This window comes from Kitasatospora sp. NPDC004669 (assembly GCF_040609455.1).
Classification (GTDB): domain Bacteria; phylum Actinomycetota; class Actinomycetes; order Streptomycetales; family Streptomycetaceae; genus Kitasatospora.
The window spans coordinates 1-23126 of record NZ_JBEXKB010000008.1; the positions used below are offsets into that span (position 1 = coordinate 1).

Annotated in this window: 21 protein-coding genes and 1 pseudogene; 9 read left to right on the top strand and 13 right to left on the bottom strand. The window is 72.4% G+C overall.

The window, feature by feature from the left end; genetic code table 11:
- Positions 1-183: 183 nt before the first annotated feature.
- A pseudogene (locus ABZW30_RS08995) lies at positions 184-1011 on the top strand (SbcC/MukB-like Walker B domain-containing protein); the annotation flags it as partial.
- A 10-nt stretch (positions 1012-1021) separates the two neighbouring features.
- Here ABZW30_RS08995 and ABZW30_RS09000 read toward each other — a convergent pair.
- Together ABZW30_RS09000 and ABZW30_RS09005 are read right to left on the bottom strand one after the other, a co-directional pair.
- On the bottom strand, positions 1022-1255 hold the full coding sequence (locus ABZW30_RS09000) for a hypothetical protein (RefSeq protein WP_355670366.1): 234 nt from the start codon (positions 1253-1255) through the stop codon (positions 1022-1024).
- Between the two features lie 9 nt (positions 1256-1264).
- A complete protein-coding gene (locus ABZW30_RS09005; RefSeq protein WP_355670367.1) occupies positions 1265-2293 on the bottom strand; it encodes a TetR/AcrR family transcriptional regulator C-terminal domain-containing protein in 1029 nt (342 codons plus the stop codon).
- A gap of 211 nt (positions 2294-2504) precedes the next feature.
- Here ABZW30_RS09005 and ABZW30_RS09010 point away from each other — a divergent pair, with 211 nt between their 5' ends.
- Complete coding sequence (locus tag ABZW30_RS09010; protein ID WP_355670368.1) at positions 2505-3623, top strand: FAD-dependent monooxygenase; 1119 nt, start codon at positions 2505-2507, stop codon at positions 3621-3623.
- A 75-nt stretch (positions 3624-3698) separates the two neighbouring features.
- Positions 3699-4265 (top strand): DUF1990 domain-containing protein, encoded by a 567-nt coding sequence (locus ABZW30_RS09015; protein ID WP_355670369.1) that lies wholly within the window; start codon positions 3699-3701, stop codon positions 4263-4265.
- A gap of 258 nt (positions 4266-4523) precedes the next feature.
- Here the strand turns inward: ABZW30_RS09015 and ABZW30_RS09020 are convergent, their stop codons facing one another.
- Together ABZW30_RS09020 and ABZW30_RS09025 are read right to left on the bottom strand one after the other, a co-directional pair.
- Positions 4524-4979, bottom strand: a complete 456-nt coding sequence (locus ABZW30_RS09020; protein WP_355670370.1) for a YjbQ family protein — start codon at positions 4977-4979, stop codon at positions 4524-4526.
- A gap of 225 nt (positions 4980-5204) precedes the next feature.
- The gene (locus tag ABZW30_RS09025; RefSeq protein ID WP_355670371.1) at positions 5205-5474 is read right to left on the bottom strand and encodes a hypothetical protein; all 270 of its coding nucleotides are present in this window, start codon (positions 5472-5474) and stop codon (positions 5205-5207) included.
- A gap of 706 nt (positions 5475-6180) precedes the next feature.
- Here ABZW30_RS09025 and ABZW30_RS09030 point away from each other — a divergent pair.
- Positions 6181-8400 carry a CDP-glycerol glycerophosphotransferase family protein gene (locus ABZW30_RS09030; RefSeq protein ID WP_355670372.1) on the top strand — a complete coding sequence of 740 codons (2220 nt, stop codon included), beginning with the start codon at positions 6181-6183 and terminating at the stop codon, positions 8398-8400.
- Between the two features lie 84 nt (positions 8401-8484).
- Here the strand turns inward: ABZW30_RS09030 and ABZW30_RS09035 are convergent, their stop codons facing one another.
- Entirely contained in the window at positions 8485-8697 is a 213-nt protein-coding gene (locus tag ABZW30_RS09035; protein ID WP_355670373.1) for an EF-hand domain-containing protein, read from the bottom strand.
- Positions 8698-8872: 175 nt separating this feature from the next.
- On the opposite strand from ABZW30_RS09035, the gene ABZW30_RS09040 reads away from it, so the two are divergent.
- Positions 8873-9541: a lysophospholipid acyltransferase family protein gene (locus tag ABZW30_RS09040; protein ID WP_355670374.1), complete on the top strand. Its 669-nt coding sequence runs from the start codon at positions 8873-8875 to the stop codon at positions 9539-9541.
- Between the two features lie 19 nt (positions 9542-9560).
- On the opposite strand, the gene ABZW30_RS09045 is transcribed toward ABZW30_RS09040, so the two are convergent.
- From ABZW30_RS09045 to ABZW30_RS09055, 3 genes are all read right to left on the bottom strand, one after another.
- Complete coding sequence (locus tag ABZW30_RS09045; RefSeq protein ID WP_355670375.1) at positions 9561-11402, bottom strand: ABC transporter ATP-binding protein; 1842 nt, start codon at positions 11400-11402, stop codon at positions 9561-9563.
- A 164-nt stretch (positions 11403-11566) separates the two neighbouring features.
- Complete coding sequence (locus tag ABZW30_RS09050) at positions 11567-12340, bottom strand: SDR family oxidoreductase (protein ID WP_355670376.1); 774 nt, start codon at positions 12338-12340, stop codon at positions 11567-11569.
- A 236-nt stretch (positions 12341-12576) separates the two neighbouring features.
- Complete coding sequence (locus ABZW30_RS09055; protein WP_355670377.1) at positions 12577-13248, bottom strand: LysE family translocator; 672 nt, start codon at positions 13246-13248, stop codon at positions 12577-12579.
- A 97-nt stretch (positions 13249-13345) separates the two neighbouring features.
- Here ABZW30_RS09055 and ABZW30_RS09060 point away from each other — a divergent pair, with 97 nt between their 5' ends.
- Positions 13346-14668, top strand: coding sequence for a PLP-dependent aminotransferase family protein (locus tag ABZW30_RS09060; protein ID WP_355670378.1), 1323 nt, complete (start codon positions 13346-13348; stop codon positions 14666-14668).
- Positions 14669-14762: 94 nt separating this feature from the next.
- On the opposite strand, the gene ABZW30_RS09065 is transcribed toward ABZW30_RS09060, so the two are convergent.
- The 3 genes from ABZW30_RS09065 to ABZW30_RS09075 all read right to left on the bottom strand — a co-directional run bounded on the left by ABZW30_RS09065 (position 14763) and on the right by ABZW30_RS09075 (position 18364).
- Entirely contained in the window at positions 14763-15668 is a 906-nt protein-coding gene (locus ABZW30_RS09065) for an SDR family oxidoreductase (protein WP_355670379.1), read from the bottom strand.
- A complete protein-coding gene (locus ABZW30_RS09070) occupies positions 15665-16642 on the bottom strand; it encodes an alpha/beta hydrolase (protein WP_355670380.1) in 978 nt (325 codons plus the stop codon). Before ABZW30_RS09070 ends, ABZW30_RS09065 begins: the two co-directional genes overlap by 4 nt.
- A 150-nt stretch (positions 16643-16792) precedes the next feature.
- On the bottom strand, positions 16793-18364 hold the full coding sequence (locus tag ABZW30_RS09075; RefSeq protein WP_355670381.1) for an NAD(P)/FAD-dependent oxidoreductase: 1572 nt from the start codon (positions 18362-18364) through the stop codon (positions 16793-16795).
- A gap of 239 nt (positions 18365-18603) precedes the next feature.
- Between ABZW30_RS09075 and ABZW30_RS09080 the strand changes: the two genes are divergently transcribed.
- Positions 18604-19380, top strand: coding sequence for a MerR family transcriptional regulator (locus ABZW30_RS09080; protein WP_355670382.1), 777 nt, complete (start codon positions 18604-18606; stop codon positions 19378-19380).
- A 225-nt stretch (positions 19381-19605) separates the two neighbouring features.
- Here the strand turns inward: ABZW30_RS09080 and ABZW30_RS09085 are convergent, their stop codons facing one another.
- On the bottom strand, positions 19606-20271 hold the full coding sequence (locus ABZW30_RS09085; RefSeq protein WP_355670383.1) for an NAD(P)-binding domain-containing protein: 666 nt from the start codon (positions 20269-20271) through the stop codon (positions 19606-19608).
- Between the two features lie 124 nt (positions 20272-20395).
- On the opposite strand from ABZW30_RS09085, the gene ABZW30_RS09090 reads away from it, so the two are divergent.
- On the top strand, positions 20396-20809 hold the full coding sequence (locus ABZW30_RS09090) for a helix-turn-helix domain-containing protein (RefSeq protein ID WP_355670384.1): 414 nt from the start codon (positions 20396-20398) through the stop codon (positions 20807-20809).
- 60 nt (positions 20810-20869) lie between these two features.
- Positions 20870-21262 (top strand): VOC family protein, encoded by a 393-nt coding sequence (locus ABZW30_RS09095; protein ID WP_355670385.1) that lies wholly within the window; start codon positions 20870-20872, stop codon positions 21260-21262.
- A gap of 162 nt (positions 21263-21424) precedes the next feature.
- On the opposite strand, the gene ABZW30_RS09100 is transcribed toward ABZW30_RS09095, so the two are convergent.
- Complete coding sequence (locus ABZW30_RS09100; protein ID WP_355670386.1) at positions 21425-23068, bottom strand: M4 family metallopeptidase; 1644 nt, start codon at positions 23066-23068, stop codon at positions 21425-21427.
- Between the last annotated feature and the right edge of the window lie 58 nt (positions 23069-23126).

A 23126-nucleotide genomic window follows, 5' to 3' on the forward strand; every position in this document is an offset into this window, starting at 1 on the left:
GTCGCGGGTGGTGACCGGGTCGGTGGAGCCGGCGATCTCCCGGCGGATCGACGAGCAGGATCGGGACCATGCTGAGCGCCATCATCACCACGCCGACGAAGAAGCGGGTGGACAGCGGGCTCTTGAGCCTGAGCGCCCCGTAACGCCGCGGCGGCGCTCGCGGTGCTGCTGCCGCGCGAGGAGCGCGAGCGGCTGGAGGCCCGGTTGGAGCGGCACCGCGCGGAGTCGGCCGCCGTGCGGCACGAGCTCGCGCTGCCCGAACTGGCCGAGGCCGCGGCCCGTCCGCCGGTCGACCTGTCCGCCGCCGCTGCCGCGCTCGGCGCCGCCACCGACCGGCTCGGCCGGGCGCATGCCGCCCGGTCGGCCGCCCGCGAGCGCTGCGGTGCGCTGGCCGTGATCGGGCGGCAGCTGACCGAACTGGCCGGGGACCTCGCCCCGGCGCTGGAGCGGTACGGGCGGATCAATCGGCTCGCCGCGCTGGCCGCCGGCACCTCCACCGAGAACCGGCTGCGGATGCGCCTGGAGTCGTACGTCCTGGCGGCCCGGCTGGAGCAGGTCGCGGCGGCGGCCAGCGACCGGCTGGTCCGGATGTCCGGCGGCCGCTACACCCTGGTGCACAGCGACGACCGGGGCACCGGCAACAAGCGCTCCGGCCTGGCCCTGCGGGTGGTCGACGCCTGGACGGGCACCGAGCGGGACACCGCCACCCTCTCCGGCGGCGAGAGCTTCTTCGCCTCGCTCTCCCTCGCCCTCGGCCTGGCCGACGTGGTCACCGACGAGGCGGGCGGCATGCCGCTGGACACCCTGTTCATCGACGAGGGCTTCGGCACCCTGGACGAACAGTCCCTGGAGGAGGTGATGGACGTCCTCGACGGCCTGCGCGAGCGGGACCGCGCGGTCGGCATCGTCAGCCACGTCGCCGACCTGCGCAGCCGCATCCCCGCCCAGCTCATGGTCCGCAAGGGCCGCCACGGCTCCACCCTCGCCCTGGCCACCCGGGAGGACGCCTAGGAACGGCCTGTCAGCCCGAACACGCCACCCGTTGCGCCTGCTGCCAGGCGCACACCGGGCACAGGGTGCCGCCCGGCTGATCGGCCGGCAGCTCGGTCGGCTCCCCGCACAGCACGCAGTCGGCCCGCGGCCCGGTCGCCCCCGGGTCGTGCCGCAGCGCGGCCCCCGCCGAGCCGTCCGGCGCGAGCTCACACACCGCCGCGCCCTCGGTCACCACCGCATCGTCCGTCGCGCTGTCGTTCATGCCGCCTTCCTACTCCCCGCCCCCGCCCTGCGGCAAGACGCCCCCGCGAAGACCCCCGGCACGGGCCCGGGCCGCCTCGATCATCGCCCCGACCCCGTCGAGCATCGGCCCCAGCCCGAACGCGAACAGCGAGTCCAGGTCCAGGTCGTAGCCGTCCCCGACGCTCCCGACGGTCCGCGCGAACACCGGGTGCCGCTCCCCCGCGACCAGCGCCGCCAGTGCCGGGCCCTGGCGGTCCATCCACTGGTCCTCGGTCAGGCCGGTACCGGCCTCGGCCTGGACCTCCCGTTCCAGGTGGACGGCGACGCCCTGGACGTAGCAGTAGAGCAGGACGTGCAGGTCGAGCATGGTCGCGGCGTCCAGACCGTGGCCGTCCAGGGCGGCGAGCGCCCACTCGGCATGGTCCATCAGCGCGGGCAGCATCAGCGGCCGGGTGAGCGCGCCGACCTGCGCGAGCCACGGGTGGCGGCGGTAGGTCCGCCACAGGGTGTGCGCGCCGAGCTCCAGGCGTGCCCGCCAGTCCCCCGTCGGCTCGGCCGGGTACGTCTCCTCGCCGAAGGCCGCGTCCGCCATCAGCAGCACCAGGTCGTCCTTGCTCGGCACGTACCGGTACGGGGACATCGCCGCCACGCCCAGTCGGGCGGCGACGCTGCGCATGGAGAGCGCGCCGAGGCCCTCACGGTCGGCGATCTCCAGGGCGGCCCGGACGATCGTCTCCCGGCTCAGCTCGACGGCCGCTCCCGAGGCCGCCGAAACGGCGGTCTGCGAAGCCTCTGCCGAAGGAGCGCTCGGACGACGCCGGGGTGCCCGGCGGGCCGCCACCACCGTGCCCACCCGGGGCAGGGTCTCGACCAGGCCTTCCAGCCGCAGGGTGGTGAGCGCCTTGGTGGCCGTGGCGAGGGCGACGTTCCACTCCCGGGCGATCCGCCGCGTCGAGGGCACCCGCTCGCCCGGTGCGAGCGTGCCGTCCGTGATCCGCCGGGCGATCTGGTCGACGATGCGTCGGTAGGGCGGGACGGGCTCGGGCGTGGAGACCATGCGGCCGGCTCCCTCACGTGATGCGGATCTCTTTCCGCGATGACCAGTGCTGTACTAGCTCAGACCCTACCAGCGACGCTCCCTCGAATCCGCCGACTGCACTAGCTCAGCAGCCAGGAAACGGCCCTTGGCGGCCCTGTACGTACGCCGTACATTCAGGACGCGTACACCGTACGAGCGCCATCGGCGCACCAACGGCAGGGAGCTGTCAATGAAGTCCGTGCTCATCTCCGGCGGCGGCATCGCAGGCCTCGCGCTCGCCCTCTCGCTGAGCCGTCGGGGCTTCGCCCCCACGGTCGTGGAGCGGGCCGACGGGCTGCGCGGCGGCGGGCAGGCGGTGGACGTCCGCGGGGTCGCGCTGAAGGTGGTCGATCGGCTCGGGATGCTGGAGGAGATCCGCGCCCACCGCACCCGGATGCGGGGCATGTCCGTACTGGACGGCGACGGCCGGGAGATCCACCGCTCCACCGAGAGCACCTTCAGCAGCGGGCGACTCGACAGCGGGGACATCGAGCTGCTGCGTGAGGACCTCGTCCGCGTGCTGCACGACCGGGCGGCGGCGGAGGGCGTCGAGTTGGTCTTCGGGGACACCGTCACCGCGCTCGACCGGGCCGAGGACGAGGCCGGCACCCTCATCCGCTTCGAGCGCGCCGAGCCTCGGCGCTTCGACCTGGCCGTGGGGGCCGACGGCCTGCACTCGACCGTGCGCCGGCTGGCCTTCGGGCCCGAGGAGCGCTTCACCCGCCACCTCGGCATGCACCTGGCGATCTTCAGCGCGAACAACTTCCTCGCCCTGGAGGACTGGCAGCTCTGGCTGCGCGAGGGCGAGGCGGGCTACGGCGTCTACCCGGTGCGCGGCAACTCCGAGCTGCGGATCGGCTTCGGCTTCGCGGGCGAGCCGCTGCCGGCCGGACGGCGCGGTCCCGAGGCGCAGAAGGCCCTCGTCGCCGAACGGATGACCGCGTTGCGCTGGGAGACCCCGAGGCTGCTGAAGGCCCTGGCCGAAGCGCCGGACTTCTACTGCGACTCCATGGCGCAGATTCACCTGGACCGCTGGTCACGGGGCCGGGTCACCCTGCTCGGGGACGCGGGTTACTGCGCCTCCCCGCTGTCGGGCCAGGGCACCAGCCTCGCCCTGGTCGGCGCGTACGTGCTGGCAGACGCGCTCACCGGCTCCGGCGGGGAGCACCGCGCCGCCTACGCCGAGTACGAGCGGCGGCTGCGCCCGTTCGTCCGGCTCAATCAGGCGCTGGCCACCGACAACCCGGGCGGGCCGGCTTCCGAGGAGTCGGTGGAGCGGGCGAAGAACGCGATCGCACTGGACGGATGACGACTGACGATGCCGACCGACATCCGAACCACCCCACCCACGGAGCGCCACCGCCCCCCGACTACCGTGGCCGACATGGTCGCCGATCTCCACCGACGTCTGCATGCCGCCCGGGCCACCGCCCCCACCTACGCCGAGGTCGGGGCCACCCGGGGCGGTCGGCTGCCGGACGGGTACGCGCATCTACGGCGGCGGATCCACCTGGGGCAAGGGCCGGAGGCGCTGGAGTGGGCCGGACGGTATGTGCGCGGTTGGGGCAGCCAGTTGGGGACGGGCTTCGCGGTGTGGCCGGGTGAGCCGGCCCGGGAGGGGGCCACCGTGCTACTGCGGCTGAACCTGCCGGGCACCCGGTGGCCGCGCCTGGTGATCCCCTGCCGAGTGGTGTGGACGGTGGCGGAGCCGGACCGGATCGGCTTCGCGTACGGAACGCTTCCCGGGCACCCGGAGTGCGGCGAGGAGTCGTTCCTGGTGTCGATGGACGCCGACGGCGAGGTGTGGTTCGAGGTCGCCGCGTTCTCCCGGCTCTCCGCCTGGTACGCCCGGCTGGGCCGTCCGGTCGCGCTGCTCTGCCAGCACCTGGCGATCGAGCGCTACCTGACCGCCGTGGCCGAGCACGTCGCCGACGCCACCCGGGCCCGCTGATCGCCCGGGCCCGGCAAGATCCGCCAGGCAGGCCCTCGCCGCAATGCCAGGCCCTAGCCGCGATGCCACTGACTTTGCGGCCTTCAGAGCTTTCCGGCCCCGTCATCACCGCAGTTCAAGGACCCGCGGGCGCTGTCGAGCCACCGGCATTGGCCCTAGCCCCAATGCTGGTGACTTAACAGCGATCGCGAGCCGCTGACCTGTGGCGATGCTTCGAGCAGAGGGCCGCGGCAGAACGCAAAGTCACCGGCATTGGCCCTAGCCCAGGAACGACAGCCGGACGGTGCGGCGCGGGTTGTCCCCGTTGGTGTCGATCAGCACCACGGACTGCCAGACGCCGAGCGCCAGCTGCCCGCCGATCACCGGCAGGGTGGCGTGCGGGGCGACCAGGCCGGGCACCACGTGGTCGCGCCCGTGGCCGGGGCTGCCGTGCCGGTGGCGCCAGCGGTCGTCGGCCGGGAGCAGGTCGCGCAGGGTCGCGAGGAAGTCGTCGTCGCTGCCCGAGCCGGTCTCCAGGACGGCGATCCCGGCGGTGGCGTGCGGGACGAACACGTTGAGCAGGCCGTCGCGCCCGGCGGCCCGCTCGTTGAGGAACACGGCGCAGCGGTCCGTGATGTCGAGCGCGACCTCGCGGCTGCCGGTGGTGATCTCCAGGGTGGTGGTCTGGAACGAGCCGGTTGAGCCGGTCGACGTGGAGTGGTTGTTGTCCGCCATGGCGCCATCCTGACCCAGGTCAGCGAGCCGGGCGTACTGCCTCGCCGTCTGCCCTTGCCGGGGAGGCAAACTCGCATAGGGTGAGAGGTTCAGACCAAATCGACGGGTGGATCCACTGTGCGACGGGCCTGCCTGCCGGCAGACTTCCGGATACGACGAAGACCCGACGGACCGATTGGTCCGTCGGGTCGAGTCGGGCCCGGGTCGGCCGCGACCGGGAGGCCGCTAGCCGCGTCCGCCGAAGAGGCTGCGCCGCAGCCGGCGCAGCGGCGCCAGCAACGAGACCCGGGTGTGGCGACGACGGGCCGCCGCCGGGGCGTCGGCGCCGCGCGGCGTCAGCTCCCTTATCAGCCCGAGCGCCTCGGCGGTGTCCACCGCCGAGAGTGCGGGCGCGCCGAGCACGGCCAGGTGTCGGTCGATCCGCCGGCCGGTCGCACCGACACCGCATTGGATCGCCGGCACACGGGGCCGAGTCCGCACTTTCATGTGTTCCATCAGTTTTCCCACCCCTACGAGGCGCCAGGGCCGTGAGGCGAAGACTATCCGTGACAGACGGCCTTCGCGCAACCGTCCTTGGTGTTGTGCCACCGTATCGTGCAGCGTCAACTGACGATGCACCAGGGGCCACCCGTCCGATCACGACTAGGCATCAATGATGGTGCACGACCCGCGGGCCGTCAGCAGAGCCAGGAGGCATTGGCCCGGCACCCGTTCGCGCGGTATGCGCCGGGCGCACGGGGGCGTCCGGGCGGTCTCGCGGCCATGTCGACGAGTCGCCCCCATATAGGGGACAGCCGCAAGGTCGACAAAACGATCACCGGGCGGGGCGATCGGTGCCAGCGGGATGATTCATGAAGTGAACACATTCGAGGGATTGACTCGCGTCGATCCTCCAAGCAATATCTTTTGCACGTGTCAGGTGCCCGCACCGCACCCAGGCGCGCGTTCGAGTGATGAAATGACTCGATCAAACTCCGGCTCCCGCGAGCCACTGCCCGGTCACCTCGACGCTGCGGTGGCCAGGCTCGCAGGGTGCCCGGACCGGCGGCCGGCCGTAGAGGGTCGGCCGGGCCGCCACCAGACTGCCGGTGCCGCCCCGCTCGGGGCCCGGCACCGGCGGTTCCGGGCCCGGCCCCCGCCGCCCACCACCGACCGGACGTCCCAGCAGGTCGCGCCCGGTGGATCGGTAGACTCGGCCAGCGTGTCCCTCCTCCTCAGCATCGTGCTTCCGGTCCACGGCGTGGAGCGGTACCTGCCGCGCTGCCTCGACTCCATCCTCGGCGAAACCCGTGCCACGGAGACCCGCTTCGAGGTGATCGCGGTCGACGACCTCTCCCCCGACGGCTCCGGCGCGATCCTGGACGCCTACGCGGCCCGCGACCCCCGCCTGCGAGTGCTGCACCTCACCGAGAACCAGGGCCTCGGCGGCGCCCGGGCGGCCGCCCTGCCGCTGGTGCGCGGCGAGTACGTCTGGTTCGTGGACAGCGACGACTGGGTGCCCGAGCGGACCGTCGGCGTGATCCTGGACGAGCTGGAGCAGGAACGCCGCCTGGAGACCCCCGCCGACGTGCTGCTCACCGACTTCACCCACGTCTACCCGGACGGCGGGACGGAGCCCAACCCCTGGCGGCACGTGCTGGTCGGCTCCCCGTTGGTCGAGGGCTGCACGCTGGCCGAGCACCCCGCGCTGTTCCAGACCGTGATGTCGGTGTGGAACAAGGTCTTCCGCCGCGCCTTCCTGGAGGGCCTGGGCGTCACCTTCGGCCGCGGCTACTACGAGGACATCTCGGTCACCTACCCCGCGCTGCTGGCCGCCGAACGGCTGCGCTACCTCGACCGCCCCTGCTACTTCTACCGGCGCGGCCGGGACGGCGCGATCACCGCGACCGCCTCCCCCAAGCACGCCGACGTCTTCGCCCAGTACGACGCGATCTTCGCCTTCATGGACCGATGGGGCGGCCCGGACAACCCGGACCACCCCGGTCGGCCCGTCCCGGAATCGCTGCGCACCCTGGTCTTCGACCGGACCGTCCGCCAGGCGCTGAACGTCTACGACACCCCCGGGCTCGTCCCCGCCGACCGGCGCAAGGAGTTCTTCCGCCGGATCTCCCAGCACTTCGAGCGGCACCGCCCGGCCGACTACCGCTTCCCCGGCGGGGTGCGCGGCGTGCAATACCGGCTGGCCGCGCGCGGCGCCCGGATCGCGTACGCGGAGCTGCGCCGCACCGGCCGGCTGCCGCGCGACCTCAAGCGCGGGGCACGGTCGGTGGCGCCCGCGGTCAAGAAGGGTGTGCGCAGCGGCGCCCGGTTCACCGCGTACAACGCCTTCCGCCGCCTGCCGCTGGACGAGCACCTGGCGGTCTACGCCGCGTACTGGCACCGGGGTTACGCGTGCAGCCCGGCGGCGATCTACGAGAAGGCGAAGGAACTCGCCCCGCAGATCCGAGGCGTGTGGGTGGTGGAGAACCGCACCCAGGCCGCCACCATGCCGCCCGGCGTGCCGTATGTGATCGTCAACACACCCGCCTACCTCAAGGCGATGGCGACCGCCAAGTACTTCGTCAACAACGTCAACTTCCCGCGCACGATGGTGAAACGGCCGGGCACGGTGCACGTCCAGACCCAGCACGGCACCCCGCTCAAGGCGATGGGCATGGACCTGCGCAAGCGCCCGGAGGCGGCCGAGGGGATGGACTTCGACCGGCTCCAGGAGGCCATCGACCGCTGGGACTTCCTGGTCTCCTCCAACCCGCACACCAGCGAGCACTTCACCCGGGCCTTCCCGGGCCGGTACGAGATGCTGGACACCGGTTACCCGCGCAACGACCGGCTGGCCAACACGACCCCGGAGGAAGTCCGGGCGATGCGCGAGCGGTTCGGGCTGCGGCCCGGAACCACGGCCGTGCTGTACGCGCCGACCCACCGCGGCGGCAAGGGCGGCTACCTGCCGCTGCTGGACGTGGAGGAGCTGGCCCGGCGGCTGGGGCCGCGGTTCACGCTGCTGGTGCGCACCCACTACTTCCACGCCGGCGGCCCGGGCGACCTGACGGCGGGTGAGGACGCGGCGGAGATCGTGGACGTGTCGGCGCACCCGACCGTGGAGGACCTCTACCTGGCCGCGGACGCGCTGGTGACGGACTACTCGTCGATGATGTTCGACTACGCGGTGCTGGACCGGCCGGTGGTCGTCTTCGCGCCGGACTGGGAGGAGTACCAGCGCGAGCGCGGCGTGTACTTCGACCTGTTCGAGGAGCCACCGGGCGCGGTCACGACGGACGCCGACGGGCTGGCGCGGGCGCTGCGGGCGGGCGATCCGGAGCCGGCGGCGCGGGCGAGGTTCCGGGAGAAGTTCTGCGTGTGGGACGACGGCGGGGCGGCGGAGCGGGTGGTGCGCCGGGTGTTCCCGGTCGCGCACGGCTGACCCGGCGGGGCCGCGGGCAGGGCCTCGGGGCCTGAGGACGGGGCCGGTGCCGCCGGTACGGCGACCGGCCCCGTCAGCGCGAGTTCAGCCCTGGCGGGCGGCCAGGAACTCCTCGAAGTCCAGGTAGCCCTGGTGACGGGTGTCCATCGCGTGGATCAGCGCCTCGGCCATCGAGATGGTGACGCTGTGGTCGCCCATCTCGTTGGCGGCCAGCGCGTACTCGGCCGCGGTGATCTTGCCGTCGCCGTTCTTGTCGAAACGGTCGAACATCTCCTTGATGGCCTCGACGCTCTCCATCGTTTCCTCCTGGGTACTGCGGGGTCGTGCTCGGTTCGGACGGCCGTACCCTACCCGGCCGTGGTACGCGCCACGGCGGGCGGGAGTGGACGGGCGCGGGGGTGGGTGTCGTAGTCTGCGGATCTGATTGCTGGCCCGGGCACCTCCCGGGCGGTCGTTCGTCCAGGGAGGGAACATGCTCGATCTCGTCACCAGGCTGGTGCTGAAACCCGTGTCACGGGGGATCTGGCGCCCGGTCATCGAGGGTGCCGAGAACGTGCCGCGCAAGGGCGGGGTGATCCTGGCCAGCAACCACCTGTCCTTCATCGACAGCGTGGTGATCCCGCTCACCTCCCCGCGCCGGGTCCACTTCCTCGCCAAGGCCGAGTACTGGACCGCACCGGGCCTCAAGGGCCGCATCTCCAAGGGCTTCTTCGAGTCGATCGGCGCGGTACCGGTCGAGCGCGGCACCTACCGTTCCGCCCAGGCCTCGCTGGAGTCGGCGCTGGAGATCCTGGAGGACGGCAAGGCCTTCGGCATCTACCCCGAAGGCACCAGGTCCCTCGACGGCCGGCTCTACCGGGGCAAGACGGGCGTCGCCTGGCTCGCGCTGACCGCGGGCGTGCCGGTCGTGCCGGTGGCCCTGGAGGGCCCGGAGCAGATCCTGCCGGTGGGCAAGCGCGTCCCGCGGATCAAGAAGGTGACCGTCCGCTTCGGCGAGCCGCTGCACTTCGACGAGCTGCACGGGCAGGCCCGCTCGCTGAAGGCCCGTCGCCAGGTGACCGACGAGGTCATGGCGGCGATCCAGCGGCTGTCCGGCCAGGAGGTCGTGGAGAGCTACAACGAGGTGCCGAAGGCGGCCTGACCGCCCCTCCCCGAAGGCCTTACGCGTGTCCGAGGGCGGTCTCCGGCAGGGAGGCCGCCGCCGCGTCCGGCGCCTCCCTGCGCAGCAGCGCCGCGTACCGGCCGTCCAGCTCCACCAGCTCCTCGTGGGTGCCGAGTTCGACCACCTCACCGCGGTCGAGCACGGCGATCTGGTCGGCGGAGCGGACGGTGGAGAGCCGGTGCGCGATGGTGATGGTGGTGCGGCCGGCGGCCAGGGTGTCCACGGCCTGCTGGACGGCGCGTTCGGTGCGGTTGTCCAGCGCGCTGGTGGCCTCGTCCAGGATCAGCACCGGCGGGTTGCGCAGGATGGTGCGGGCGAGTGCGAGGCGCTGCTTCTCGCCGCCGGAGAAGCGGTAGCCGCGTTCGCCGACGAGGGTGTCGTAGCCGTCCGGGAGGGCGGCGATGGTCTCGTGGACCTGCGCGGCCCGGGCGGCCTCGACCAGTTCGGCGTCGCTGGCCCCGGGCTTGGCGAAGCGCAGGTTCTCGGCGACCGAGGCGTGGAAGAGGTAGGTCTCCTGGGAGACCACGCCGACCGCGCGGGCCAGGGTGTCGAAGGACAGCTCGCGCACGTCCACGCCGTCCAGGGCGACCCGGCCGCCGGTGACGTCGTACAGCCGCGGCACGAGGTAGCTGAGGGTGGTCTTGCCGGAGCCGGTCTCGCCGACCACGGCCAGTGAACTCCCGGCCGGGACCTTGAGTTCGACGCCGGCCAGGGTCGGGCGCTCCTGCTCGGGGTCGTAGCGGAAGTCGACGCCCTCGAAGCGGACCTCGCCGCGGATGTCCGTCAGGCTCACCGGGTGCGCCGGCTCGGCGATCTCCACCGGCAGGTCGAGGTACTCGAAGATGCGCTGGAACAGCGCGAGCGAGGTCTGCACGTCCACACCGGTGGAGAGCAGGCTCACGGTCGGCCGGAACAGGCCCTGCTGGAGGGTGACGAAGGCGACCAGGGTGCCGACCGAGACGATCGGCGCGCCGGCGGCGGAGGTCAGCCCGGCCGCCCAGTAGATCAGCGCGGGCATCGCGGCCATCACGATCTGGATGGTGTTCATCCGCCAGCGCCCGGCCATGCTGGCCCGCACCTCCAGGTCGGCGAGCTGGTCGGACTGTCCGGTGAACTCCCGGGCGAGCGAGTCGGAGCGGCCCATCGTGCGGCCGAGCAGGATTCCACTGACCGAGAGCGACTCCTGGACCGCCGAACTCATCGCTGCCAGCTGCTTCTGCCGCTCGGTGGTGATCTTCTTGCGCTCCTGGCCGACCCGCCGGCTGATCCAGACGAACAGCGGGAGCAGCAGCAGCGAGACGACGGTCAGCCGCCAGTCCAACGCGACCATGGCGACGATCGAGGCGATCACCGCGGTGAGGTTGGAGACCAGGCTGGTCGCGGTGGAGGTCACCGTGGACTGCATGCCGCCGATGTCGTTGGCGATCCGGGACTGCACCTCGCCGGTGCGGGTGCGGGTGAAGAAGGCGAGCGACTGCCGCTGCAGGTGGCTGTAGACGGAGGTGCGCAGGTCGTGCATGACGCGTTGGCCGACGGTGGTGGAGATCAGGGTCTGCAGCACGTTGAAGACGCTGTTCACCACGGCGGTGAGGATCATCCCGAGCGCGAGCAGGCTGAGCAGCCCGGTGCGGCCCTGCGGGATGGCGGTGTCCAGGACGGCCTTGAGCAGGAACGGGGAGACGACGGAGACCACGGCGGACGCGGCCACCAGCAGCCCGACGGTGGCGAGGCGGCCCCGGTACGGGCGGAACAGCGCGAGGATGCGCCTCCACTGGGCCGGCGGGCGCGGATCGCCCTCGGCGTGCTCGGGCGGGGTCCAGTCGATGGCGGCGGGCCTCAAGGACGGGCCTCCCTGGGTCGGGCGCGCGGGGGCGTGGGGCCGGGCGCGGGGGCGGCGGTCGGGTGACTGCCAGCATAGCGAGAGCAGCTCATAGTTAGGCAAGCTAATAGTGAGAGTGACTCTATTCCCTCGCGGCTGCAATCCCCCGACCGACCGCCGGAGCCTCAGTTCGTCCGGTAGGTACGCGCCGCCTTGGAGGACAGGCCGCCGAGCTTGCCGGACGGCAGCATCCGGGCGATGGCCACGGCCGCCTTGTAACGCCTGCCCGGCACCGACAACGACTTGCCGCGCGCCAGGTCGCGCATCGCCTCGTCGACCACCCGCTCGGCCGAGAGCCAGGACCAGGACGGGATGTTGCCGGTGCCCATGCCGGCCCGCTCGTGGAACTCCGTGCGAGTGAAGCCCGGGCACAGCGCCATCATCCGCACGCCCGTACCGCCGAGGTCGCGCAGCACGCCCTGGGTGAAGCTCACCACCCACGCCTTGCTCGCCCCGTACGTGCCGCGCGGCAGGAAGGCCGCGACCGAGGCGACGTTGACGATCGCGCCCCGGCCGCGCTCGCGCATCCCCGGAAGGGCGGCCGTGGTCAGGCGCAGGACCGCCTCGACGTGCACCTTCACCATGTCCAGCTCGGCCTGGAGCGGGACGGCCCCGAAGGCGCCCTTGTTGCCGAAGCCGGCGTTGTTGACCAGCAGGTCCACCGGGCGCTCGGCGTCGCCGAGCCGGGCCTCGACGGCGGCGATGCCCTCATCGGTCGAGAGGTCGGCGCGCAGCACCTCCGCCTCGATGCCGTACTTGGCGTGCAGGTCGGCGCTCGCGCGCTCCAGGCGCTCGGTGTCCCGGGCCACCAGGACGAGCTGGTAGCCGCTGCGGGCGAGCCGGCGGGCGAACGCGGCTCCGATGCCGGCGGTCGCGCCGGTGATCAAGGCTGTGGTCATACCCCCGACCGTACCGACTCGCCGCAGTCGAGCCCACACCCAGGGCGACTCCCCTGCTCAGCGGGCTGCGGATACAGGCGGTCGGTCGTGCTCGTGGTACCGGACAGGATCATCGCCCGACCGGGTGATGAAATCCAGGCGAGGAGGCACATCTGACGCCTGCCCAGCTCGGGGCCGAAACCGCTTCGACGTCAGACAGCGTGACGCCGCCGAGGCTGAGACGCCAGTCGTACCGATTAGACCGCGACGGCCTTGGCGCGGTCGGCGGCGATGTGCACGGCGAGGCCGCCGAGGACGGTGCCCATCGCGTAGCGCTGGACGCGCAGCCAGGCCGGGCGGCGGTTGAGGAAGTTCGCGATGGTGCCCGCGCTCATCGCGATCGAACCGTTGACGGCGACCGCGATCACGATCTGGACCAGGCCCAGCACCAGGCTCTGCAGGGCGACGTGGCCGCGCTCGGGCGCCACGAACTGGGGCAGCAGCGAGATGTACATGATGGCGATCTTGGGGTTGAGCAGGCAGGTCAGGAAGCCCATCGCGAACAGGCGGCGCGGCGGGTCCGGCGGCAGCTGCTGCGGGGCGAAGACCGCCGTGCCGCCCGGCTTGACCGCCTTCCAGGCCAGCCAGAGCAGGTAGCCGGCGCCGGCCAGCTTGATCGCGGTGTAGAGCGCGGGCACCACCGAGAAGACGGCGGCCACCCCGGCGGTCACCGCGACCAGGTAGACCAGGAAGCCGGTCGCGACGCCCGTCAGTGACACCAGCCCGGCGCGGCGGCCCTGCGCGATCGAGCGCGAGACCAGGTAGATCATGTTCGGCCCAGGCGACAGCGCCATGCCCAGCGCCACGGCGGCGATGCCGAGCACGGCGTGGCCGTCCACCGCGGATATCAACGCGTCCAACTCGCTCATGGGAGGAGGCTAGAGTGCGCCGCGAGCTCGATGCAATGACGACTTTGCACTCGGTGCAATGCTGTATCGCTCAGGACTCGGAAGGAGCTGACCGCCGATGGAGGACTACCGCCTGATCGCGGACGGGATCGCCGCCGACATCGCCGACGGACGGCTGCGACCCGGCCAGCAGCTGCCCACCCAGCGCGCCTTCGCCCGCAGCCGGGGCATCGCCGGCTCGACGGCGACCCGGGTCTACCGCGAGCTGGTCCGACGCGGGCTGACCGTCGGGGAGGTCGGGCGGGGCACCTTCGTGCGGGCCGGGCAGGGTACGGACGACGGGCGGGTCGCGCTCACCGAGCCCGCCGCCGTGCCGGTCGACCTGGAACTCAACTACCCGACCGCACCCGGACAGGACGAGCTGCTGGCCGACGGGCTGGCGCCGCTGCTGCGGGCGGACGCGCTGGGCGAGGCGCTGCGGCCGGTCGGTGCGGTCGGGACGGGCGCGGCACGGCGGGCCTTCGCGGGGCTGTTGTCGACGGACGCCTGGCCGGTCGACCCGGAGCACCTGCTGTTCTCGGGCAACGGGCGGCAGTCCATGGCGGGGGCGCTGTCCGCGCTGGTGCCGCCGGGGCAGCGACTGGGGGTGGAGGCGCTGACCTATCCGGTGGTCAAGGCGGTGGCGGAGCGGCTGGGCATCCGGCTGGTGCCGCTGGCGATGGACGAGGACGGGCTGCTGCCCGAGGCCGCGGCAGCGGCCCACCGTGCGGCGCCGCTGCGTGCGGTGTACGTGCAGCCGCGACTGCAGAACCCGACCGGGGCGAGCCTGCCGTACGAGCGGGCGGTCGCGCTGGCCGGGGAGCTGCGCCGGCTGGACCTGCCGGTGGTCGAGGACGCGGTCTGGTCCTTTCTGCGGCCCGGGCTGTCACCGCTCGCCGCGCTGGCGCCCGAGCGGACCGTCCTGGTGGACAGCCTCTCCAAACGGCTCGCCCCGGGGCTGACCACCGGGTTCGCCGTCGTCCCGGACGGGGTGCGCGAGCGGGTGGCGGGCGCGCTGCGGGCGGGCGGATGGGCGCCGAGCGGCTTCGCGCTGGAGGCGGCGGTGCGCTGGATCGGGGACGGGACGCTGGCGGCGGTCGAGGCGGCGAAGCGCGCGGACGCGGCGGCTCGGCAGGCACTGGCGCGGGAGGTGCTGGCGGGGCAGCGGCTGCGGGCGGACCCGTGCTCGTACTACCTGTGGTGGGAGCTGCCGGGGGCCTGGCGGGCGGAGACCTTCGTCGCGGCGGCGGCGCGGGCGGGGATCTCGGTGACGCCTGCGGCGGCGTTCGCCGTCGACCCGCGGAGCACGCCGTCGGCGGTCCGGGTCGGGTTGGCCTCGCCGCCGCTGCCGGCGCTGGCGCGGGCGCTGGGGGTGCTGGTGGGGATCGCGGCGGGCGGCTGACAGCCAAACAGCCGACAACTGACAGATTTCAGATTTCAGATTTCGAAATCTGTCAGTTGTCAGTTGTCAGCCGTGGTCCGTCAGCTGTCGACTGTCAGCCGTCCGCCCCCGCCCGGCTCCCCCGCGCCGCCGTGTCCGCGGCGCCACCGGCCCCGACGGCGCGCAGCCGGGAGGCTGCGGTCGCGGCGAGCTGCGGGGCGATCTTGGCGACGTCTCGGGAGCCAACCACCGCGATCAGGCTCGGCAGCAGCCAGCGCACCGGCTGCATGCCGCGCAGCCAGGCCTGGGCGTACACATGGGGGGACCGGCGGGCGATCCCGGCGACGATCCGGTCCACCGCGGGCTCCAGCGGATACGTCTTGTTGGCCGGCCACGGCAGTCGGCTGCGCATCTGCTTCAGCGCGGCGTCCTGGTCGGCGCCGCGCACCATGTCGGTGTCGGTCCAACTCAGGTACCCCACACCGACCTTGACCCCCTGGTAGGCCACCTCTGCGCGGAGCGAGTGGGCGAAGGCCTCCACTCCGGACTTGCTGGCGCAGTACGCGCTCATCAGCGGCGCGGGCGTCAGCGCGGCGAGCGAGGCGATCTGCAACAGGTAGCCGCGGCTCTCGGTCAGCGCCGGCAGGAAGGCCCGCGCGGTGGCGACGCTGCCGAGCAGGTTGACCTCGATGACCCGGCTGAACGCCCGGTGGTCGCTGTCGGTGAGCGGTCCGCCGATGGCGATGCCGGCGTTGGCGACCACGGCGTCGATCCGCCCGTAGTGCTCCTTGATCCGGCGGGCGGTGTCGCTGAGCACCTCCACGTCGGTGACGTCCACCTCCCAGGAGGTGGCGGCCGCGCCGCACTGCGCCGCAACGGCCTTCAGCTCCTCCGGTTCCAGCCCGAGCAGCGCGACCTCGGCGCCGCGCCGGGCGAGCTTGCGGGCCAGCGAGGCCCCGATGCCACGGGCGGCCCCGGTGACCACCACCACCTGTGCGGACAACGGCGGGATGGCGTTCATGCGATGGTGGTCCTCTCGACGGCGGAAGCAGCGACGGCGTGAACGGCAACGGGGGTTTCGGCGGCCAGGTGCGCGGCGGCCATCCGGTGGATCTCGGCGGCGACCTCCACCGGGCGCTCCAGCGGCGCCATGTGCCCGACCCCGGGTAGCAGCAACAGCCCCTGTGGGTCGGCGAGTTCGGCGACCATCCGGTGGGCGTGCACGGGCGGGGTCAGCCGGTCCGCGGTGCCGACCACCACGGCGGTCGGCGCGGTGATCCGGCCGAGCCCGGCGCGTACGTCCAGCCGGTCGAGCACCCCGGCCCAGTGGGCGCGGACCGCGGTCGGGCAGGCGTGCACGATCCGGGCCGTCGCCTCAACCTGACCGGCGGGCGAACTCGGTCCCATCGTGGCGTACTTGAGCGCGGTGCGGCTGACCGGCGTGACCGGCCCGAGCGGCATCCGGGAGCGCAGCAGCCGCCGGTGCAGGAAGCGCCGCAGACCCGGGGCCCGTACGCCCTCCGGCAGAACGGTGAGTTCGGCGACCAACTCGGCCGGTCCGGTGGAGATCAGCACATTGGCGGCGGTGCGCTCGGCGACCTCGGGGCGACCGCCGGCGGCCATGATGGTCATCCCGCCCATGCTGTGCCCGGCCAGCACCGCCCGCTCCCCCGCCGGAACGGTCCGCGCGAGCACGGCGGCGAGGTCCTCGGCGAGCGCCCGGGTGGAGTAGCGGGCCCGGCTCGGCGGGATCTCGCTGCGCCCGTGGCCGCGCTGATCGTAGGCCACCACCCGGTAACGGTCGGAGAGTTCGCGGATCACCGGGGCCCAGAAAGCGGTCGAGCAGGTCCACCCGTGGGAGAGCACCACGGTGGGCGCGCCCGGCTGGCCGTGCACCTCGACGTGCAGCCGGATGCCGTCGGCCGAGCGGACGCTCGACTCCTCGACGGGCGTGGGCGGCACGTACTCGGCGGGCAACTGGGCGGCGGCACTCATGCGCCCACCTCGCTTCGCTCGGCAGGCGCTTCGCGCAACACGCACCTCTTCATGACTCGCTCGCTCCGCTCACTCATGCGCCCACCCCACTTCGCTCGGCAGGCGCTTCGCGCAACACGCACCTCTTCATGACTCGCTCGCTCCGCTCACTCATGCGGAAACCTCCTGGGCGGTACGGGCGTTGGCGGGTGCGGCGCGCATGATCAGCTCGTACTCGCCGAGGTCGACCTTGCGGGTGGCACGGCGGAAGGACGTCGTGGAGCCGGGCCAGAGCACGGTGTTCCTGCCGCTCGGGTCCAGGTACCAGCTGCGGCAGCCGCCGGTGGTCCAGACGGTGCGGTCCATCCGGTGCTGCAGTTCGAGGTTCCACTGCCGCTGGGCCCGGGCGGTGGGCTGCATCGCGGTGGCGCCGACCGAGCTGAGCGTTGTCAACGCGTCGATCAGGTAGTTCAGTTGGGACTCGATCATGAGGATCATCGAGCTGTTGCCGAGACCGGTGTTGGGGCCGATCACGAAGAAGAGGTTGGGAAAGCCGCGCACGGTCGAGCCGCGCAGCGCCTCCATGCCGCTCTTCCACTCCTCGGCGAGGCTGGTCTCGTTCACACCGAACACCCGGGAGCCGATGGGCATGTCGGTGACATGGAAGCCGGTGCCGAAGACGATGGCGTCCACCTCGCGCTCGCTGCCGTCGGCGGCCACCAGGGTGGAGCCGCGCAGTTCACGCAGGCCGGAGGGGACGACCTCGGTGTTGGCGGCGGCGAGCGCCGGGTAGTAGGTGTTGCTGAGCAGGATGCGCTTGCAGCCGATCCGGTAGTCCGGGGTGAGCCTGGCGCGAAGCGCCGGGTCGGCGACGCCCTGGGCGATGTGGCGTTCGGCGAGCTGCTGGACCACACGCAGCATTCCGGGGCGGCGCACGAAGGCGTCCACCTGGAGCTCGCGCAGGGCGAAGAGGGTGCCGCGGCGGATCTTGGCGGTGACCGGGAGGCGGCCGTGCAGCCACTTCTCCAGCTGGCTGATCTCCCGGTCGCGGCGCGGCAGCACCCAGGCCGGGGTCCGCTGGAAGACGGTGAGCTTGCCGACCCTGGGCTGGATCGCCGGGATGATCTGGGCGGCCGAGGCCCCGGTGCCGACCATCGCGACGCGCTTGCCGGTCAGGTCGAAGTCGTGGTCCCAGCGGGAGGAGTGGAAGACCTTGCCGGGGAAGCCGCTGAGGCCCGGCAGGTCGGGGATCTGCGGGTCGGCGAGCGGTCCGGCGGCGGAGACGATCGCGTCGGCGGTCCACTGCCCGGCCGAGGTGGTGATCCGCCAGCGGGTCTGATCGTTCTCCCAACGGGCTTCCAGCACCTCGGTGTTGAAGCGCAGGTGCGGACGCAGGCCGAAGACGGTGGCGACCTTCTCCAGGTAGGCGCGGATGTCCGACTGGCCGGAGAAGCTACGCGGCCAGTCGGGGTTGGGTGCGAAGGAGAAGGAGTAGAGGTGCGAGGGCACATCGCAGGCACAGCCGGGGTAGCTGTTGTCGCGCCAGGTGCCGCCTACGGAGTCCGCGCGCTCCAGGACGACGAAGTCGGTGATCCCGGCTCGGCGCAGCCGGACCGCGGCGCCGAGGCCGCCGAAGCCGGAGCCGATCACCGCCACCCGGACGTGCGGGACGGTCTCCTGCGCAGCAGTGGTGTCGGTCGCTACGGACGCGCCGGAGCGGGGGCGCTTGCTGCTGGATGCCATGCGGCAACCTCCTGAGGGTGGGGCGGTGATCGTCGCGCTCTCCCGAGGCGTCCCGCCCCGGAACCTCCCGGAGGCTCGCCTCCGGGACCCTGCCAATCGCGCCAGTAATCACTGGCATGGTTGGCAGGGTAGTCCTTGCCGACACCGGATGGAAGAAGCGCGACGGCCCCGATTCACCGGAAGTTCCCGAAGGATCCCGAAGGATCCCCAGTCGACGCCACGGACCTATGCTGATCGCCGTGGACAAGGTCAGAGCTGCTGCGGACGACAAAAAGCGCGAGTACCGGGTGGAGGAACTGGCCGAAGCGGCCGGGATCACCACCCGCACGCTGCGCTTCTACCGCGAGCGCAAACTGCTCCAGCCGCCCCGCAAGGAGGGTCGGATCGCCTGGTACGGCGAGGAGCACCTGTCCCGGCTGCGAATGATCGGCGAACTACTCGAACGCGGCCACACCCTGGGCGGGATCGCCGAACTGATCGGCGCCGGGGAGAGCGGGCGGGACGTCGCCGAGCTGATCGGGCTGGAGGCGGCGATCGTCGCACCCTGGTCGGACGAAACCCCGGTGCGCCTGGGCTGGGAGGAACTGAAGACCGCCTTCGGGGACCAGCTCACCGAGGAGAACACCGCCGAGTCGATCGCCCAGGGCTACATCACGGTCGAGGAGGACGGGATCACCCACGTCAGCCGTCGGCTGATGGACGCCACCACCGAGCTGGTCACGGAGGGCGTGCCGCTCTCCGCGGTGCTGGACGCCAGCCGACGCACCCGGGAGCACGTCGACGCCATCGCCGAGATCTTCATCGAGGTGGTCAGCGCGTACCTGCTCAGCGCGCTCTCCGGCGAGACCCCGCTGGCGCCCGGCGAGGCGGCCCGGCTCACCGAGCGCATCCTGCGGGTCCGGCCGCTCGCCCGTACGGTCGCCGACGCCCAGTTCACGCTGGCGATGGACCGACTGGTGAAGGCCGAGTACGCCGAACTGCTGCGCCAGCGACGGGAGTACGGCTCCGAGGCGTAGCGAGCCCGCCAGGCGGGCAGGGATTCCCGCGCCCCGTCCGCCCGTCGGGAGCGATCCGCCCGTCGGAGCGGCCCGCCCGTTGGAGGAGCCGCCGATGACCCGACCCCTCAGCTGGAGCTGGTCCTGGACCAGATGCGGGGGGATCTGGTGCGACAGCTAACGAATGACAGATGTTGAAATCTGTCATCCGTTAGCTGTCATCTGTTTGCTGTCATCTGTTCGCCCCTACTCGTCGTCGTCCAACGCCCCCGGCGCCAGAGCCGGCGACGGGAAGACGTGCCGTGCCTCGCCGCCCGACCACCAGACGCCCACCGCGAACACGGCCGTCGCCTCCAGCAGCCCGGCCCGGTCCAGGCCGCCGCAGTCCACGGGCGCGCACCCCATCGAGGCCACCAGCTCGGCGGCCACGGCACCCGCCGCCGGATCGTCCGCGCAGTACGGAACACCGAGCGAAGCCCCCTCGAAGTCCGGCCGCGACAGGGTCCAGATGCTCTCGTGGCAGATCCCGAACACCTTGGCCACCCGTGCGGCCGGCGCCGCCGAGGCCAGCCGCCGGGCGATGGAGTCCTCGGCCCCCGCCGTGGTCAGCACCGGCCCGCCCGCACCGGGGGCCATCGGCACCGTGCAGTCCAGCAGGGTCCGACCGGCCAGTTCGCCCACCAGCGACACGACCACCGGAACGGCCGCCTCCGCCGGCACCGCGACCAGCACGGCCTGCCCGAACCGCGCCGCCTCCGCCAACTCACCACCACCCAGCGCACCGACCGAAACGGAGAGTCGCCGAGCCGCCGCCACGTCGCGCCCGCCCACCAGAACCTCGTGTCCGGCCCGCACCCAGGCCCCGCCCAGCGCCGCCGCCATCGCGCCCGTACCGAGAATGCCGATCCGCATGGTCCATCCCTCGCATTCGCACTGCCCGTCACCGGCGGCCGCCCTCCGCGAACCGCCTTGCCCCGGACGCTAGCCGGGCCGACGCACACCGCCCGGTACGCAACGGATCGGGCAGGATGGGAACATGAGGAGCGAGGACCGGGGCGACGCCGAGGACGGGACGGACGAGGACCTGGGCGGCGGCGTGTTCGCCGCGGACTGCCGCGCCCGGCTGGCCTTCGAGGTGATCGCCAACCGCTGGGACAGCGTGGTGGTGTACGTCCTCGGCGAGCGCGGGCCGATGCGCCCCCGAGCCCTGCTGGACCGGATCGGCGGGATCAGCCCCAAGGTGCTCAACGAGACCCTGCGTCGACTGGAGTACAACGGCCTGGTGGAGCACCGCCGTTACGCCGAGGCCCCGCCTCGCGTCGACTACACCCTCACCGTGGCCGGCACCGCCCTGATCGGCCCGATCCGCGCGCTCGGCGCCTGGGCCGCCGTCCACGGCGACGCCGTCCTCGCGGCCCAGGAGCGCCACTCCGGCCCCGGCACGCACTGACGCACTGTCAGTCCCGCGTGCCACCCTCGTCGTGCATATGCGACGACCCGGAGGACGGCCATGGACACGCGACCGGACGAACTGGAAGTCATCACGCTCTTCGTGGCGGACGTCCCCGCCGCGAAGGCCTTCTACCAGGAGATCTTCGGCCTCCCGGTGGTCCACGAGGACGACGCCTCGGCCGTCCTCCGGCTGCGGAACCTGCTGGTCAACCTGCTGGCGGCGGAGCAGGCGCCGGAGCTGGTGGCACCGGCGGCGGTGGCGGCGCCCGCCACGGGGGTGCGGGCGCCGCTCACCGTCCGGGTGCCGGACGTGGACGCGGTCTGCGCCCGACTGACCGAGCGCGGCGTCACATTGCTCAACGGCCCGGTGGACCGGCCGTGGGGTCGGCGGACGGCGGCCTTCGCCGACCCGGCCGGCCATGTGTGGGAGGTGGCCCAGGACCTCGGCTGATCCGGCCCCACCGGAGACACGCGACGGCGGGGACCACGGTGGTCCGCACACCGTCGCCCCCGCCGTCAGCCCGGCCGACAGGCACCCACACGCGGCCGGGCAACTCTGACGCGCCCCGGGCCGGCCCTGCCCAACTCAGGACCGGTCCGGTTCAGGCCCGAGTCAGTTGACGTTGACCGCGGTCCAGGTGGCCGCGACCGCGTTGTACTCCGTGCTGTTCGCGCCGTACAGGTCCGAGGCCGCGCTGAGGGTCGCCGCACGGGCGCCCGCGTAGTCCGTGGTGGACGTGAAGTACGTGGTCAGCGCGCGGTACCAGATCTGCGCGGCCTTGTCCCGGCCGATGCCCGCGAGCGTCGAGCCGTCGGCCGTCGGGCTGTTGTAATTGAACCCGTTGATCGTCTTCGCGCCGCTGCCCTCGGACAGCAGGTAGAAGAAGTGGTTCGCCACACCCGACGAGTAGTGCACGTCCAGGTTGCCGACGTTCGGGTCCCAGTTGTCGGCGGACTGGCCGTCCTTGCTCGGCTGGTCCATGTAGCGCAGCGGGCTGCCGTCACCGCGCAGGTTGATCAGCTCGCCGATCCAGTAGTTCGGCGGGTTCGAGGGCAGGTTGGCGTAGAACTCGACCATCGTGCCCATGATGTCCGAGGTGGCCTCGTTGAGGCCGCCGGACTCGCCCGAGTAGTTGAGCGCGGCCGTCGCGGCGGTGACGCCGTGGGTCATCTCGTGGCCGGCCACGTCGATCTCGGTCAGCGGGGCGGCGTCGCCGTTACCGTCGCCGTACGACATGCAGAAGCAGTCGTCGCTCCAGAACGCGTTCACGTAGTTGGAGCCGTAGTGCACCCGGCTGAGGGCGCCGACACCGTCGTTGCGGATGCCGTTGCGGCTGAAGGTGCTCTTGTAGAAGTCCCAGGTGGTGGCGGCACCGAACTGGGCGTCCACGGCGGCGGATTCGCGGTTGGAGGCGGTGCCGTCACCGAAGCTGTTGTTGGGGTTGGCGAACAACGAGCCGCTGCCCGAGGTCCCGTTGTTCATGTCGGTGGTGGACTGGCCACCGCGCGTGGTGTCCTTGAGCTCGAACTGCGAGCCGTTCTGGTTGGTGGTGAGCTGGACCTGGCCGACGAAGACGCCGTTGCCGGTGCCGGCCGCGGTCTCGATCTTCTCGTGGGTGGAGAGGACCTTGCCGCTCGAAGCGTCGGTGATCAGGATCTGGCTGCTCGGGGTGCCGTCGGCGCGCACGCCCTCGACGGTGGTCCGGTACGCCAGACGCGGGTTGCCGTCGGTGGCCCAGACGACCAGCTCGGGCTTGCCGGTCTGGTGGACGCCGGCGATCGGGGACTCGTCGGAGTCGACGGTGACCCCGACGGTGGACTTGACCGCGCCGGTGGCCTGGTCGGCGGCCTTGTCCGCGGGGATCTGCGGGGTCAGGCTCGGCAACGTGATCTGGGCGGAGACCGCCTTGTTGACCGACTTCACGGCACCGTCGGCCTTCTGGTGCACGACCAGGTCGCCGCCGATCACCGGCAGGCCGGCGTAGGTGCGCTCGTAGCGCAGGTGCCGGGTGCCGTCCTTGTCGACGATGGCGTCCTTGGCCACCAGCTTCTCCTGGTCGCCGAGCGCGAGCGCCTTGGCGATCGGGCCGGACTGGCCCTTCGCCACCGCGACGACGGCGGCGTGCTGCTGAACGGCCTGGGCCTGGAGCGAGGGGGCAGCCGGCGACGCCTGGGCGACGGAGGTGCTCACCTGGATCACACCGGTCAACATGGCCGTGGCCGAGAGAACGGCGACAGCCGCGAGCTTTCGCTTCACGTACGAGTCCTTCCGGGAAACCGCGTGTGGGCGCGGTCGCACCGCGTCCCGGGGGCCG